The sequence below is a fragment of the Lelliottia nimipressuralis genome (assembly GCF_041464075.1).
Classification (GTDB): Bacteria; Pseudomonadota; Gammaproteobacteria; order Enterobacterales; family Enterobacteriaceae; genus Enterobacter; species Enterobacter nimipressuralis.
Window position 1 is genome coordinate 3067540 of the sequence record NZ_CP167172.1, and the last position, 16227, is coordinate 3083766.

The 16227-nt window shown below is 53.8% G+C and carries 9 protein-coding genes; 6 read left to right on the top strand and 3 right to left on the bottom strand.

Annotation, left to right across the window (positions count from 1 at the left end):
* Positions 1-572: 572 nt before the first annotated feature.
* Together rcsD and rcsB are read left to right on the top strand one after the other, a co-directional pair.
* Positions 573-3245: a phosphotransferase RcsD gene (gene rcsD, locus ACB496_RS14685; RefSeq protein WP_102104889.1), complete on the top strand. Its 2673-nt coding sequence runs from the start codon at positions 573-575 to the stop codon at positions 3243-3245.
* Positions 3246-3261: 16 nt separating this feature from the next.
* Entirely contained in the window at positions 3262-3912 is a 651-nt protein-coding gene (rcsB, locus tag ACB496_RS14690; RefSeq protein WP_015959795.1) for a response regulator transcription factor RcsB, read from the top strand.
* A 49-nt stretch (positions 3913-3961) separates the two neighbouring features.
* Here rcsB and rcsC read toward each other — a convergent pair whose 3' ends face one another.
* Positions 3962-6808, bottom strand: a complete 2847-nt coding sequence (rcsC, locus tag ACB496_RS14695) for a two-component system sensor histidine kinase RcsC (protein WP_371972931.1) — start codon at positions 6806-6808, stop codon at positions 3962-3964.
* A gap of 131 nt (positions 6809-6939) precedes the next feature.
* Positions 6940-9576 carry a DNA topoisomerase (ATP-hydrolyzing) subunit A gene (gene gyrA / locus ACB496_RS14700; RefSeq protein ID WP_102104891.1) on the bottom strand — a complete coding sequence of 879 codons (2637 nt, stop codon included), beginning with the start codon at positions 9574-9576 and terminating at the stop codon, positions 6940-6942.
* Between the two features lie 146 nt (positions 9577-9722).
* On the opposite strand from gyrA, the gene ubiG reads away from it, so the two are divergent.
* The 4 genes from ubiG to yfaE all read left to right on the top strand — a co-directional run bounded on the left by ubiG (position 9723) and on the right by yfaE (position 14597).
* The gene (gene ubiG, locus ACB496_RS14705; RefSeq protein WP_371972932.1) at positions 9723-10451 is read left to right on the top strand and encodes a bifunctional 2-polyprenyl-6-hydroxyphenol methylase/3-demethylubiquinol 3-O-methyltransferase UbiG; all 729 of its coding nucleotides are present in this window, start codon (positions 9723-9725) and stop codon (positions 10449-10451) included.
* Positions 10452-10808: 357 nt separating this feature from the next.
* Positions 10809-13094 carry a class 1a ribonucleoside-diphosphate reductase subunit alpha gene (gene nrdA / locus ACB496_RS14710; RefSeq protein ID WP_371972933.1) on the top strand — a complete coding sequence of 762 codons (2286 nt, stop codon included), beginning with the start codon at positions 10809-10811 and terminating at the stop codon, positions 13092-13094.
* Positions 13095-13212: 118 nt separating this feature from the next.
* A complete protein-coding gene (gene nrdB / locus ACB496_RS14715) occupies positions 13213-14343 on the top strand; it encodes a class Ia ribonucleoside-diphosphate reductase subunit beta (RefSeq protein ID WP_100779473.1) in 1131 nt (376 codons plus the stop codon).
* Positions 14343-14597, top strand: a complete 255-nt coding sequence (yfaE, locus tag ACB496_RS14720) for a class I ribonucleotide reductase maintenance protein YfaE (RefSeq protein WP_015959801.1) — start codon at positions 14343-14345, stop codon at positions 14595-14597. The genes nrdB and yfaE overlap by 1 nt, the downstream gene beginning before the upstream one ends.
* A gap of 41 nt (positions 14598-14638) precedes the next feature.
* On the opposite strand, the gene glpT is transcribed toward yfaE, so the two are convergent.
* A complete protein-coding gene (gene glpT, locus ACB496_RS14725) occupies positions 14639-15991 on the bottom strand; it encodes a glycerol-3-phosphate transporter (protein ID WP_100779472.1) in 1353 nt (450 codons plus the stop codon).
* Positions 15992-16227 lie beyond the last annotated feature (236 nt).

Here is a 16227-nt window from a genome sequence, read left to right on the forward strand (position 1 = left end):
AATGGGAACTTTTTGATAGCACTAAGAGCTAAAAAATAAAGCACATTAAATCAAAAATTGAAAATAGATGATATATATCAGAGAGATAGCCAAAGTAATCATTACCGCACTGATTGTCAAAACAAAAACCGTCGAGATCACTAAAATAACTCCCGCTATCATCATTAACTTTATTTATTACCGTCATTCAGTTTTGAATGTCTGTTTATCCCTAATTCAGCCGAGTGCACTGCATTCGGTTTTTTTTTACGCTTCTTTACGTAAACTGAATTTATCTGTGCTACCGCAGTGAAATTATAACAACTATTAATTAATTCGATTATGTCCCTAAATTTCCTTTCCCGTCGCTTTAACAAATTTTAATTTCTTGTTAATTAGTGCTATTTTTTACATTCATTGCCAGTTATTTGTACAATCCGATCGCGTTTGTACACTTTTAAATCTGCCCCGCCCTGCGTTATTTAAAGTCGAAAAAGTCCCGTCTGCTCTGGCTACGATGCTGGAAATTCAGGTATTACCCTTTATACTGCCCACTCCCCCTTACGTGCGGCCATATCGGGTTAAACATATCAATGAGTCAGTCTGAAACCACAGCAACAGGTAAGTTCTCCCTCCTTCCGGGGAGCATCACCCGCTTCTTCCTTCTCTTAATCATTGTGCTGCTGGTGACGATGGGAGTGATGGTACAGAGCGCGGTCAATACCTGGCTGAAGGACAGGAGCTACCAGATTGTTGATATCACCCACGCGGTGCATAAGCGTATTGATACCTGGCGTTACGCCACCTGGCAGATTTATGACAACATTGCCGCCGCACCGGGAACCTCGTCGGGTGAGAATCTGCAGGAGACGCGTCTTAAACAGGACGTGTATTACCTCGAAAAAACGCGCCGTAAAACCGAAGCCCTGATTTTTGGTTCGCACGATAGCGCCACGCTTGAGATGACCCAGCGGATGTCGACCTATCTCGACACGCTATGGGGCGCAGAAACGGTGCCGTGGTCGATGTATTATCTCAACGGTCAGGATAACAGCATGATCCTGATCTCCACGCTGCCGCTGAAAGATCTCTCATCCGGGTTTAAAGAGTCCACCATCGGCTCGATCGTCGATTCCCGTCGCGCCGAAATGCTCCAGCAGGCCAACGCCCTGGATGAGCGCGAAAGTTTCTCCTCTCTGCGCCGCCTGGCGTGGCAGAACGGGCATTACTTTACCCTGCGCACCACCTTTAACCAGCCGGGCCATCTGGCGACCGTCGTGGCCTTTGATTTGCCGATTAACGATCTGATCCCGCCTGACATGCCGCTGGACAGTTTCCGTCTGGAGCCAGACAGCTCCGCACAAAACCTGCGCGCATCAGCCGATAAGAAAGAAGGCCCGGAGAGCGCCACCATTACATTCAATGGCTCGAAGATTGAGATCGCCTCTGCGCTGAACTCCACCGGGATGCGCCTGGTCTGGCAGGTGCCGTTTGGTACCTTACTGCTGGATACTCTGCAAAATATTCTCCTGCCGCTGCTGCTGAATATCGGCCTGCTGGCGCTGGCGCTGTTTGGCTACAGCACCTTCCGCTTCCAGCCTGGCCGTCAAAGCGAAAGCGTGTCGTCATCCGGCTCAGGCAACGAACTGCGCGTCCTGCGGGCGCTGAATGAAGAGATTGTCTCCATCCTCCCGCTCGGGCTGCTGGTGCATGACCAGGAAGCCAATCGAACTATTATGAGCAACAAGATTGCCGATCATCTGCTGCCGCACCTGAATTTGCAGAACATCACGGCGATGGCCGATCAGCATCAGGGCGTCATTCAGGCCACCATTAATAATGAACTGTATGAAATTCGTCAGTTCCGCAGCCAGGTTGCTTCCCGCACCCAGATCTTCATCATCCGCGATCAGGATCGTGAAGTGCTGGTGAACAAGAAACTCAAGCAGGCCCAGCGGCTGTATGAGAAGAACCAGCAGGGCCGCGCGGTCTTTATGCAAAACATCAGCGATGCGTTTAAGCGTCCGCTGAAAGCGCTGGCAAGCCAGGCCGCAAACATCAGCACGCCAGAAAGCCATCAGCTCGCCACTCAGGCGGATACGCTCGTGCGGATGGTGGATGAAATTCAGCTGGCTAACATGCTGGAAAACGACTCCTGGAGAGGGAACCCTACCCTGTTCTCGATTCAGGATCTGATCAACGAAGTGGTGCCTGAAGTCCTGCCGGTGATTAAGCGTAAAGGGCTACAGCTGCTGATTAACAACCATTTGCCCGCTAACGATAAACGCCACGGCGACCGCGATGCCCTGCGCCGCATCGTGCTGATGCTGATTCAGTACTCCGTCACCACCACTCAAATCGGCAAAATTACGCTGGAAGTCAGCGCAGACGAATCCGCTCAAGACCGCCTGACGATCCGTATCCTGGATACGGGCGAAGGTGTGACGCTGAGCGAAGTCGATAACCTGCACTTCCCGTTCCTTAACGATACTCAGAGCGACAACTACGGCAAAGCCAATCCCCTCACCTTCTGGCTGTGCGATCAGCTGGCGCGTAAACTGGGCGGGCACCTGAATATTAAAGCCCGCGAGTCCCTTGGTACCCGCTACTCCCTGCACGTCAAAATGGCCGCGACCCCAGAGGAAGAGGACGAAGAGCGTCTTCTGGATGATGTGGTGATCATGGTGGATGTGACCTCGAACGAGATCCGCAACATTGTGGTTCGTCAGCTGGAAAACTGGGGCGCGTCCTGCATCACCCCGGACGACAGGCTCACAAGTCAAGAATATGATCTGTTTTTAACTGATAATCCGTCTAATCTTACTGCCTCGGGCTTGCTTTTAAGCGATGATGAGTCTGGCGTGCGCAAAATCGGCCCCGGCCAGATGCGCGTCAACTTTAATATGAGCAATGCGATGCAGGAAGCTGTACTACAACTAATAGAGGAACAGCTGGCACAAGAAGAGATCCTGGAGTCCCCGTTGGGTGGCGATGAAAATGCCGAACTCCATGCCAGCGGATACTATTCCCTCTTTGTAGATACAGTACCAGATGATGTTAAGCGGTTGTATACTGAGTCCGCTGCGAAGGATTTCGCGGCGCTGGCGCAGACAGCACACCGGCTTAAAGGGGTGTTTGCCATGCTTAATCTGGTTCCGGGCAAGCAGTTATGTGAAACGCTGGAACATCTTATTCGCGAGAAGGATGCTTCTGGCACAGAAAAATACATCAGCGACATTGACGCCTACGTCAAAAGCTTGCTGTAGCAAGGTAGCCTTATACATGAACAATATGAACGTAATTATTGCCGATGACCACCCGATTGTACTGTTCGGTATTCGCAAATCACTTGAACAGATCGAGTGGGTGAATGTTGTCGGTGAATTTGAAGACTCTACAGCACTTATCAATAACCTCCCGAAACTTGATGCCCATGTCCTCATCACCGATCTCTCCATGCCGGGAGATAAATACGGTGATGGGATCACGCTTATCAAATACATCAAGCGCCACTTCCCGAGCATTTCGATCATTGTTCTGACCATGAACAACAACCCGGCGATCTTAAGCGCCGTGCTGGAACTCGACATTGAAGGGATCGTTCTGAAACAAGGCGCGCCAACCGATCTGCCGAAAGCGCTTGCCGCCCTGCAGAAAGGCAAGAAATTTACCCCGGAAAGCGTCTCCCGTCTGCTGGAGAAAATCAGCGCCGGTGGTTACGGTGACAAGCGTTTGTCCCCGAAAGAGAGCGAAGTGTTGCGCCTGTTCGCTGAAGGTTTCCTGGTCACCGAGATTGCCAAGAAGCTGAACCGCAGCATTAAAACCATCAGTAGCCAGAAGAAATCGGCGATGATGAAGCTGGGAGTTGAAAATGACATCGCCCTGCTGAACTATCTCTCTTCTGTGACGCTGAGCGCGGTCGACAAAGACTGATTGCTCTTCGCTTAAAAAACCCGGCAGCGCTCGCGCTTGCCGGGTTTTTTTACGCCCTGTTTTTGCGCACGCGATCCGCGTAGACCGTCAGGGTCTGCTTGATCACATCCAGCGTGACCGGTTTCGACAGACAACTGTCCATACCCGACTCCAGGCAGCGCTGCTTCTCTTCGGCCAGCGCATTCGCCGTCACGCCAATGACCGGCAGAGTCAGCCCCTGCTCGCGGATACGCTGCGTCAGGCGATAGCCATCCATGTTCGGCATGTTGACGTCGCTGAGCACAATATCAATATGATTTTTGCTGAGCACGTTAAGCGCATCGACGCCGTCATTGGCCGTCAGACATTGATATCCCAGCGATCCGAGCTGATCGGCCAACAGACGCCGGTTAATCGGATGATCGTCGACCACCAGTATCATCATATCGTCATTCATTGCGACGGAAGAGTCCGGCGACGGCAGCGCTCTCACGCCGTCGCGCTCATCCACTTCAACGCGATAGATATGCGCCAGCAGATGCATCAGCTCGTGCGGCGTGGCGACGCTGTGCGTCCACTCTCCCGGCACACGCTCCTGCGGAATACCAATATGACGACGACAGAAGATAATCGCGGCTCTGCCTTTCCAGGACGGGTCCAGCTCCACGTCCGTAATCAGCGTGTCGTCGGCATCGGCGGGTTGCCCCTCGTAGCGCATCACATGAAGGCCACGGTTGGTCAGCATCGACTCGAGGAAGCTATACAGCGAGGCGTTATGCACCGCCAGCCAGATTGTTTTACCGCTCAGCCCATCCGCCGGGGCTTTCACCGGATACTTCGCCGAATAGAGCGGAATACGAATCGTAAACTGGCTGCCCATACCCGGCTCGGTATCCACCGAGATATCGCCGTCCATCATGCTGATCAACTGCTCACAGATCGCAAGCCCCAGACCTGTGCCCTGGAAGTTACGCTGTACGCCAGTTCCCACCTGGAAGAACGGGTCAAACAGTTTAACCACCTCTTTGGCCGGGATCCCGGTCCCCGTGTCGCGAACGCGGATACTTAAATAATCCCCGGCGCGGGAAACATGCAGGACGATACAGCCGATGTCGGTAAACTTGATCGCATTGCTCAGCAGGTTGGAAATTACCTGCTGCAGGCGCATCGGGTCGCCCTGCAAAGTCACCGGCACATCCGGCTCGATAAAGCAGTAAAGTCCAAGCTGTTTGCGCACCACCAGCGGCATATAGTTGGCGCTGATGTGGTTCATCACCTCACGCGGCGAAAACTCGCTCGGCTCGATTTTCAGCTGCTCAGACTCAATTTTGGAGAAGTCGAGAATGTCGCTGATAATTTTCAGCAGCAGGCTCGATGAGTTGTTCATCGCCGTCACCAGACGGTCGACGCCCTTCGGCAGCTCTTTGGTTTGCAGCAGATCGAGGTTACCGATGATGCCGTACAGCGGCGTGCGCAGCTCATGGCTGACGGTGGCGAGGAACATGGATTTCGACTGGCTGGCCTGTTCTGCCGCCTGCGCCATTTCCTGCAAAGACTCTTCCATTTTCACGCGCGAGGAGACATCCACCAGCACGCAAATCGCCACGTTTTCGTTGCGATAGCGCGAGTGAACAAAACTGATCTGCAGGTTCGTATGGTTGCTGGTGAGCACATCGACAAAATTGACCTGCTGCCCGCAGATGATTTGCGTCAGCCGCTGCCGGTCTTCGTGCGTCAGCATGTTCAGATAGTTATGCGCCAGCTCATTACTGAGGATATTCGTTCCGTCCTGGGTGCGCAGAATACAGATGCCGACGGGCGCCGAAGCGACGATTTTGCGGTTGAACTGCTCGTGCTCTTCCAGCCGCTGGGCGTCGCTCTCTGCCGGAATGAAAATCTTGCGCTCATACATCCGCGCCAGCGTAAACAGCGCAATGCCTACCAGCACGTTCAGCAGGATTGCGTTGAGGATCAGCATCCGGATGCGTTCCAGCACCATATCGACCGGCACGGAGTAGACAATACTCAGTGAAGACGGCGGCAGGCTTTTCTTAAGTACCAGGTCGCGGAACCCCGAGGTATAACCAAACCAGGAACGCTCCTGCATCCAGCGCGGATCGACTTTTAAACGATCCTCAGGACCGGTGAGTGAAATCAGCTTATGACCATTTTCATCGAGAATGGTCACCCCCATCGGCAGGCTGCCCGGCGTGAAGAAGTTCTCCATGCGAATCGTCTGCTCGGTGCCCAGCAGCGCCTGCAGACGGTTAGCCAGATAGACCGGCGTCAGGCCATAGAAATAGCCCACGCCTGGACGCGGGCCCTGGCTAATCCAGAAAATATTGTTGCCGCGCTCATCCTGAGGGGCGTTATGGTATTTGAGAATACGTTCATGGAGCTTTTTCAGCGCATCCTCGCGCTCGACGGGCATATCCCGCAGGCCGAAATCGGCCATGCAGAGGTTTTCGCTGCCGATGAGGAACACGCGGTTAAGATCGTAGGCCGCAGAGAAGTTATCGCGCCAGTAGCGCATAAACCAGGCCAGTGATTCGAGAGAACCTCGCCAGGAGTTGCCCATCGCTGAGCAGTCGGAATCCGGGAACAACGGCTCGAAATCCGGGACTTCCGATTTCTCGTCGCGCCCGCGGGACGCCATAATCCCGTTTTCCGCCGTCAGACGGTTCTCCGCAATGTACTTCAGCTCTTTCATCACGTCGGACGTGCGCTGGATATAGCGCTGGGCCTGATCGGAGCTTAGGTTGAACTCCTGACGGATCTCGGACTCCTTTTGGTGCAGCGTGTTGACGATGTAAAACACCGAAAACAGCGCGACCAGTAACCAGAGCAATAACGCCAGCGCCCGGAATAAATAGCGAGAGACTTTAAGCGTGGTACGAAAGGAGACGAGGTATTTCAAGGGGGCGAAGCTCCGCCATCAGGGTCAAAAAGAATGTGGTTAAGGTAGCGGTAAACGCCGCTTGCCGCAATGTTCGCTTGTCTGCAAAAAAGAAAGGGCCGGAATCCGGCCCTTTTTTCTGTCAGGAGACATTACTCTTCGGCATCATCAGCCGCATCGTCGTCGGTGTCAGCTTCCGGCGCGATTTCGTCATCGCCTTCTGCCACACTTCCGTCGATGGAATCGAGCTCTTCGTCATCCACCGGCTCTGCAACACGCTGCAGGCCGACCACGTTTTCGTCTTCCGCAGTACGGATGAGGATCACGCCCTGGGTGTTACGACCCACAACGCTAATCTCAGACACGCGGGTACGAACCAGGGTGCCTGCGTCGGTGATCATCATGATCTGATCGCAGTCATCAACCTGTACCGCGCCGACAACGGAACCGTTACGTTCGGTGACTTTAATAGAGATAACGCCCTGCGTACCGCGAGACTTGGTTGGGTATTCCCCTTCCGCCGTACGTTTACCGTAACCATTCTGCGTCACGGTCAGGATTGCCCCTTCGCCACGTGGAATAATCAGGGAAACAACGCTGTCTTCGCCTGCCAGTCGGATACCACGAACACCGGTCGCAGTACGACCCATCGCGCGCACGGCGCTCTCTTTGAAGCGCACCACTTTACCGGCGGCAGAGAACAGCATGACATCGTCAGTACCGGAGGTCAGATCCACGCCGATCAGTTCGTCGCCTTCGTTCAGGTTGACGGCAATGATGCCGGCAGAACGCGGACGGCTGAACTCTTTCAGCGCGGTTTTCTTCACGGTCCCGCTGGCGGTCGCCATAAAGACGTTTACGCCTTCTGCGTACTCGCGGACCGGCAGAATCGCAGTGATGCGTTCGTTCGGCTCCAGCGGCAGCAGGTTGACGATTGGACGACCACGCGCCCCACGGCTCGCTTCCGGCAGCTGATACACCTTCATCCAGTACAGACGGCCACGGCTGGAGAAGCAGAGGATCGTATCGTGGGTGTTGGCCACCAGCAGGCGGTCGATAAAGTCTTCTTCTTTAATGCGTGCAGCTGATTTGCCTTTACCACCACGACGTTGTGCTTCGTAGTCGGTCAGCGGCTGATACTTCACGTAGCCCTGGTGAGACAGGGTCACAACCACATCTTCCTGGTTGATCAGATCTTCGATGTTGATATCCGCGCTGTTGGCGGTGATCTCAGTGCGACGCTCATCACCAAACTGATCGCGGACCAGTTCCAGCTCTTCACGAATCACTTCCATCAGACGATCTGCGCTACCAAGGATATGCAGCAGTTCAGCAATCTGCTCCAGCAGCTCTTTGTACTCGTCGAGCAGTTTTTCATGCTCAAGGCCAGTCAGTTTCTGCAGACGCAGATCCAGAATCGCCTGTGCCTGCTGTTCGGTCAGATAGTACTGACCGTCACGCACGCCGAACTCCGGCTCCAGCCACTCAGGGCGCGCAGCATCATCGCCAGCGCGTTCCAGCATGGCCGCGACGTTACCCAGCTCCCACGGACGGGCAACCAGGCCCGCTTTCGCTTCGGCAGGCGTTGGCGCACGACGGATCAGTTCGATGATCGGGTCGATGTTCGCCAGCGCAACAGCCAGCGCTTCGAGGATGTGGGCACGATCGCGTGCTTTACGCAGTTCGAAAATAGTACGGCGAGTCACCACTTCACGGCGGTGACGCACGAACGCGCTCAGAATCTCTTTCAGGTTCATGATCTTCGGCTGACCATGGTGCAGTGCCACCATGTTGATACCGAAGGAAACCTGGAGCTGCGTCTGGGAGTAAAGGTTGTTAAGAACAACTTCACCCACCGCGTCGCGTTTGATTTCAATCACGATGCGCATACCGTCTTTATCAGACTCGTCACGCAGCGCGCTGATACCTTCAACGCGTTTATCTTTTACCAGTTCCGCAATTTTCTCGATCAGGCGCGCTTTGTTCACCTGATACGGAATTTCGTGGACGATAATGGTTTCGCGACCCGTCTTCGCGTCAGCTTCCACTTCCGCGCGGGCACGAATATAAATTTTGCCACGACCGGTACGGTACGCTTCTTCGATACCGCGACGACCATTGATGATGGCGGCAGTCGGGAAGTCCGGGCCAGGGATGTGTTCCATCAGCCCTTCAATGCTGATCTCTTCATCGTCAATAAAGGCCAGGCAGCCGTTGATCACTTCCGTGATGTTGTGCGGCGGAATGTTGGTGGCCATACCGACGGCGATACCGGAAGAACCGTTCACCAGCAGGTTCGGGATCTTGGTCGGCATCACGTCTGGGATGCGCTCGGTGCCGTCGTAGTTATCGACGAAATCTACCGTCTCTTTTTCCAGGTCGGCCATCAGCTCATGGGCGATTTTCGACATACGGATTTCCGTATAACGCATCGCCGCCGCGGAGTCGCCATCGACAGAACCAAAGTTACCCTGGCCATCTACCAGCATGTAACGCAAGGAGAATGGCTGCGCCATACGCACGATAGTGTCATAAACGGCGGTATCACCATGAGGGTGGTATTTACCGATTACGTCACCAACGACACGGGCAGATTTTTTGTAGGCTTTATTCCAGTCATTGCCCAATACGTTCATGGCGTAAAGTACGCGACGGTGTACCGGCTTCAGGCCATCTCGGACGTCTGGCAGCGCACGGCCAACAATGACCGACATCGCATAGTCCAGATAGGAGCTCTTAAGCTCTTCCTCGATGTTAACCGGTGTAATTTCTCTCGCAAGGTCGCTCATCTAACCGCTATCCCTCTACTGTGTCCCGGATTCAAAGGTCGCAAATTATAACACAACCGCTATGAGACAGGTAAACCTGTATGCTTTATTCGCGGGGAGAGCCTGATATACTCGATCCTCTTGCGAAATAAGGAGTAAAAGCGCCCATGAATGCCGAAAAATCCCCGGTAGCTCACAACATCGACCACGAAGAGATCGCCAAATTTGAAGCGGTGGCATCCCGCTGGTGGGATCTCGAAGGTGAGTTCAAACCTCTGCACCGCATTAACCCGCTGCGTCTGGGCTATATTGCGGAGCGTTCCGGCGGTCTGTTCGGTAAAAACGTGCTCGATGTCGGCTGCGGCGGCGGTATTCTGGCAGAGAGCATGGCGCGCGAAGGGGCCACGGTCACCGGGCTGGATATGGGCTTTGAGCCGTTACAGGTCGCGCGCCTGCATGCGTTAGAAACCGGTATTCAGGTGGATTACGTTCAGGAGACGGTCGAAGAGCACGCGGCGAAGCACGCCCATCAGTATGACGTGGTCACCTGCATGGAAATGTTAGAGCACGTGCCTGACCCGCAGTCGGTGGTCAAGGCCTGCGCTGCGCTTGTCAAACCCGGTGGACAGGTTTTCTTCTCGACCATCAACCGTAACGGCAAGGCGTGGCTGATGGCGGTCGTAGGGGCAGAATATGTCCTGCGCATGGTGCCAAAAGGCACCCATGACGTGAAGAAATTTATCAAACCGGCTGAATTATTAGGCTGGGTCGACGACACCTGGCTTAAAGAGCAGCACATCACCGGTTTGCACTACAATCCGTTAACGGACAAATTCAAACTCGCGCCGGGTGTAGATGTTAACTATATGTTGCACACAACCGCAAAAAACGACTAACGTCATCAACTATTCTTATAAAGATTGCGCGGCGTCATGTTGCGCAATTTTGACCTCTCGTTGAAGAAATCAGCACTCGATCAAATTTTGAATTTTTTTTCTTAATTATTGACATGTCGTCCAGGCCTTACAGCACGAGGACTTAGGCTTTTTTACCCTTTCACAACCTCAATTTAACCTCAAAATCAACCCTTGTACTGAAATGATTCGATACTAGAATACTCACCATATAGCGTTCTTTTAATCGCAAAACCCCTACATGTAGTATTTATCCACAGAGTTAGTCACAAGACCATTCTGTGGATAAGCGGGGGATATTTCTATTTCACGGTAATTCACGGACAGGTAAAAACCCACATGAATCAGAGTCTGCTGGTGACAAAGCGCGACGGTACCACTGAGCGTATCAATCTCGACAAAATCCATCGAGTTCTCGACTGGGCAGCAGAAGGACTGAATAACGTATCTATCTCCCAGGTTGAGCTGCGTTCTCACATTCAGTTCTACGACGGCATCAAAACCTCTGACATCCACGAGACCATCATCAAGGCGGCGGCCGATCTCATCTCCCGCGAAGCGCCTGATTATCAGTATCTCGCAGCACGTCTTGCCATTTTCCATCTGCGTAAAAAAGCCTACGGCCAGTTTGAGCCGCCAGCGCTGCATGATCACGTGGTCAAAATGGTTGAGCTGGGCAAATACGACACGCATCTGCTGGAAGACTATACGGAAGAAGAGTTCGAGCAGATGAACGGGTTTATCGATCACTGGCGTGACATGAACTTCTCCTACGCCGCGGTTAAACAACTCGAAGGCAAATACCTGGTTCAGAACCGCGTAACGGGAGAAATCTACGAAAGCGCGCAGTTCCTCTACATTCTGGTCGCCGCATGCCTGTTCTCCGGCTATCCGCGTGAAACCCGCCTGAGCTATGTGAAGCGTTTCTATGATGCGGTTTCTACCTTTAAAATTTCTCTGCCTACGCCGATCATGTCTGGCGTGCGCACCCCAACTCGCCAGTTCAGCTCCTGCGTTCTGATCGAGTGCGGCGACAGCCTGGATTCCATCAACGCCACCTCCAGCGCCATTGTGAAATACGTCTCCCAGCGTGCCGGTATCGGTATCAACGCGGGCCGTATTCGTGCCCTGGGTAGCCCAATTCGCGGCGGTGAAGCGTTCCATACCGGCTGTATTCCGTTCTACAAACACTTCCAGACCGCAGTGAAATCCTGCTCTCAGGGCGGCGTTCGCGGCGGTGCAGCCACGCTGTTCTACCCAATGTGGCATCTGGAAGTAGAAAGCCTGCTGGTTCTGAAAAACAACCGTGGCGTTGAAGGGAACCGCGTTCGTCACATGGACTACGGCGTTCAGATCAACAAACTGATGTATACCCGCCTGCTGAAAGGCCAGGACATCACCCTGTTCAGCCCGTCCGACGTCCCAGGCCTGTACGATGCGTTCTTCGCCGATCAGGATGAGTTCGAACGTCTGTACACCCAGTACGAAAACGACGACAGCATCCGCAAACAGCGCGTCAAAGCGGTCGATCTGTTCTCTCTGATGATGCAGGAACGTGCCTCAACTGGCCGTATCTACATTCAGAACGTGGACCACTGCAACACCCACAGCCCGTTTGATCCGGCCATCGCGCCAGTCCGCCAGTCTAACCTGTGCCTGGAGATCGCCCTGCCGACCAAACCGCTGTACGACGTTAACGACGAAAACGGTGAAATCGCGCTCTGTACTCTGTCTGCATTCAACCTGGGCGCAATCAAGAGCCTGTCCGAGCTGGAAGAGCTGGCTGTTCTGGCGGTTCGCGCGCTGGATGCCCTGCTGGATTATCAGGACTACCCAATCCCTGCGGCAAAACGTGGTGCCATGGGCCGTCGTACGCTGGGTATTGGCGTGATCAACTTTGCCTACTGGCTAGCGAAAAACGGTAAGCGTTACTCCGATGGCAGCGCCAATAACCTGACGCATGAAACTTTCGAAGCCATCCAGTATTACCTGATGAAAGCCTCGAACGAGCTGGCGAAAGAGCAAGGCGCGTGCCCGTGGTTCAATGAAACCACCTACGCGAAAGGCATTCTGCCGATCGATACCTACAAGAAAGATCTGGACGGTATCGTCAGCGAGCCGCTGCATCTCGACTGGGAAGGTCTGCGTGAATCGATCAAAACCCACGGTCTGCGTAACTCCACCCTTTCTGCGCTGATGCCGTCCGAGACCTCCTCGCAGATCTCCAACGCCACCAACGGCATTGAGCCGCCGCGCGGTCACGTGAGCATCAAAGCCTCGAAAGATGGCGTGCTGCGTCAGGTCGTGCCGGATTACGAAACGCTGGGGAATAACTACGAGCTGCTGTGGGAAATGCCGAATAACGACGGTTACCTGCAGCTGGTGGGCATCATGCAGAAGTTTATCGACCAGTCGATCTCTGCGAATACCAACTACGATCCGACGCGCTTCCCGTCAGGAAAAGTGCCGATGCAACAGTTGCTCAAAGATCTGCTGACCGCCTACAAATTTGGCGTGAAAACCCTGTACTATCACAACACCCGTGACGGTGCAGAAGATGCGCAGGATGATATGGCGCCTTCAATCCAGGACGATGGCTGCGAAAGCGGCGCATGTAAGATCTAGTTTTGCCTTTTGCCGGATGGCGGCGTAAACGCCGTATCCGGCCTACATAATTTCGAGGTGTTGTAGGCCGGATACGCAAAGCGCTGTCCGGCATTACACTCCTACAGGACTCACTTCAATGGCATATACCACCTTTTCACAGACGAAAAACGACCAGCTCAAAGAGCCCATGTTCTTCGGGCAATCGGTCAACGTGGCACGCTACGATCAGCAAAAATATGACATCTTCGAAAAGCTGATCGAAAAGCAACTCTCCTTCTTCTGGCGTCCGGAAGAAGTGGATGTTTCACGCGATCGTATCGACTTTCAGGCACTGCCTGACCATGAAAAGCATATTTTCCTCAGCAACCTGAAGTATCAGACGCTGCTGGATTCCATTCAGGGTCGTAGCCCGAACGTGGCGTTGCTGCCGCTGATTTCTATTCCTGAGCTGGAAACCTGGGTCGAAACCTGGGCGTTCTCCGAGACGATCCACTCGCGCTCTTACACCCACATCATCCGCAACATCGTGAACGATCCGGCGGTGGTGTTTGACGATATCGTTACCAACGAGCAGATCCAGAAACGCGCAGAGGGCATCGCCCACTACTACGACGAGCTGATCGAAATGACCAGCTACTGGCATCTGCTGGGCGAAGGCACCCACAACGTCAACGGTAAAACCGTGACCGTGAATCTGCGCGCCCTGAAAAAACAGCTGTACCTGTGCCTGATGAGCGTCAACGCGCTGGAAGCGATTCGCTTCTATGTCAGCTTTGCCTGCTCATTTGCTTTCGCCGAGCGCAAGCTGATGGAAGGTAACGCGAAAATTATCCGTCTGATCGCTCGCGACGAAGCCCTGCACCTGACCGGCACTCAGCACATGCTGAATCTGCTGCGCAGCGGCGTGGACGATCCGGAAATGGCAGAGATTGCCGAAGAGTGCAAACAGGAGTGCTACGACCTGTTTGTGCTGGCCGCTCAGCAGGAAAAAGAGTGGGCAGATTACCTGTTCCGCGACGGTTCCATGATCGGCTTGAACAAAGACATTCTGTGTCAGTATGTGGAGTACATCACCAACATCCGCATGCAGGCGGTGGGCCTTGAGCTGCCGTTTAAAACGCGCTCTAACCCGATTCCATGGATCAACACCTGGCTGGTGTCCGACAACGTGCAGGTTGCGCCGCAGGAAGTGGAAGTGAGTTCTTACCTGGTCGGTCAGATTGATTCCGAAGTCAATACTGACGACCTGAGCGATTTCCAGCTCTGATGAGCCGCGTCACGCTCAGCCTTTCCGGCACAGAAGTTCTGTGCCGCGAAGAGCACCCTTCTCTGCTGGTCGCGCTTGAGTCGCATCAGGTGGAAGTCGAATACCAGTGTCGCGCCGGTTACTGCGGCTCCTGCCGCTGCCGTTTAGTGGCAGGTCAGGTCGACTGGCTCACCGAGCCGCTGGCGTTCATCAATGAAGGGGAAATTTTGCCCTGCTGTTGCCGGGCAAAAGGCGATATCGAAATCGAGATGTAATGCCTGCACGCACTAAATGCCCGCTTTCGCGGGCATTTTTTTTATCCGCGTTTCTGCATCATCTCCGCGTGATGACGTTTTTCACCGAACATCACCACAATCAGCAGCAATACTGCCATTATGCTGCCGCCAATCATCACCATGAAGCCACCGTCCCAGCCGAAGAAATCGACCGTGTAACCGACGATAGCGCTGGCGGCAACCGATCCGCCGAGATAACCAAACAGACCGGTAAAGCCTGCGGCGGTCCCTGCTGCTTTCTTCGGCGCCAGTTCAAGGGCATGCAGGCCGATCAGCATTACCGGGCCATAAATCAGGAAGCCAATCACGATCATACAGGCCATATCCACACCCGGATTTCCCGGAGGGTTGAGCCAGTAAACGATCGTGGCGATGGTCACCAGCGTCATAAAGAATACGCCCGTTGCACCGCGGTTGCCTTTGAACACTTTATCCGACATCCAGCCGCAAATCAGCGTGCCCGGGATCCCGGCGTATTCATACAAGAAATAGGCCCAGGATGACTTATCCAGCGCGAAGTGCTTCACCTCTTTCAGATAGGTTGGCGACCAGTCGAGAATGCCGTATCGCAGCAGATAGACAAACACGTTCGCCACCGCGATGTACCACAGCAGTTTGTTCGGCAGAACGTATTTCATGAAGATTTGCTTCGCCGTCAGCTCCTCTTCGTGCTGTTCGCTGTAGTCGTCCGGGTAGTCGTTTTTATACTCTTCAATTGGCGGCAGGCCGCAGGATTGCGGGGTATCGCGCATCAGCGCAAAAGCAATCATCGCCACCAGAATCGCGCCAAATGCAGGCATGTACAGCGCCGCTTTCCAGTCGTTAAACCACGCCATCCCTAACAGGAACAGCAGTGGCGGAATACCGCCGCCGACGTTATGGGCGCAGTTCCACACCGACACAATCCCGCCGCGCTCTTTCTGCGACCACCAGTGGACCATGGTACGTCCGCACGGTGGCCACCCCATTCCCTGGAACCAGCCGCAGATAAACAGCAGCACGAACATCACTGCGATGCTGGAGGTCGCCCAGGGCACGAAGCCCATAAACAGCATTACCGCCGCAGCCAGAATCAGGCCCGCCGGTAAGAAGACGCGCGGATTCGAGCGGTCTGAGACCGACCCCATGATGAATTTCGAAAAACCGTAGGCAATTGAAATGCCGGACAGCGCGAAACCTAAGTCACCGCGCGAAAAACCCTGTTCAACCAGATACGGCATCGCCAGAGCGAAGTTTTTGCGCACCAGATAGTAAGCGGCATAGCCGAAGAAAATTCCGAGGAAGATTTGCCAGCGCAGGCGGCGATAAAGCGGGTCAACTTCTGCCTCTGGCAGACGTGCCCGATGCGGAGCAGGTTTGAAGATACTGAGCATAACAGCCTCCGTGGCCATATTGTTAATTGCCAGGGCTTTTACTGCACCCCAGCTCCAGAGAGGCTGGGGATGTTAAATAATCACGACGATTGTTACTGTGAATCAACGCACGAATTGTTACAGAAATATGACACAGTGCGCAAAAAGGCGCACGGAATCACGTTTCATTTTCGAATTGCGCTCGTTTGTGTTCGAAATCAAACAAACCACATTTTTGATGTGGCTAAATGGTAAAA

Coding starts and splice junctions, on each gene's coding strand:
- gyrA (WP_102104891.1), bottom strand. CDS start 9,576: ATGAGCGACCTTGCGAGAGAAATTACACCGGTTAACATCGAGGAAGAG.
- rcsD (WP_102104889.1), top strand. CDS start 573: ATGAGTCAGTCTGAAACCACAGCAACAGGTAAGTTCTCCCTCCTTCCG.
- glpT (WP_100779472.1), bottom strand. CDS start 15,991: ATGCTCAGTATCTTCAAACCTGCTCCGCATCGGGCACGTCTGCCAGAG.
- yfaE (WP_015959801.1), top strand. CDS start 14,343: ATGAGCCGCGTCACGCTCAGCCTTTCCGGCACAGAAGTTCTGTGCCGC.
- nrdA (WP_371972933.1), top strand. CDS start 10,809: ATGAATCAGAGTCTGCTGGTGACAAAGCGCGACGGTACCACTGAGCGT.
- rcsB (WP_015959795.1), top strand. CDS start 3,262: ATGAACAATATGAACGTAATTATTGCCGATGACCACCCGATTGTACTG.
- ubiG (WP_371972932.1), top strand. CDS start 9,723: ATGAATGCCGAAAAATCCCCGGTAGCTCACAACATCGACCACGAAGAG.
- nrdB (WP_100779473.1), top strand. CDS start 13,213: ATGGCATATACCACCTTTTCACAGACGAAAAACGACCAGCTCAAAGAG.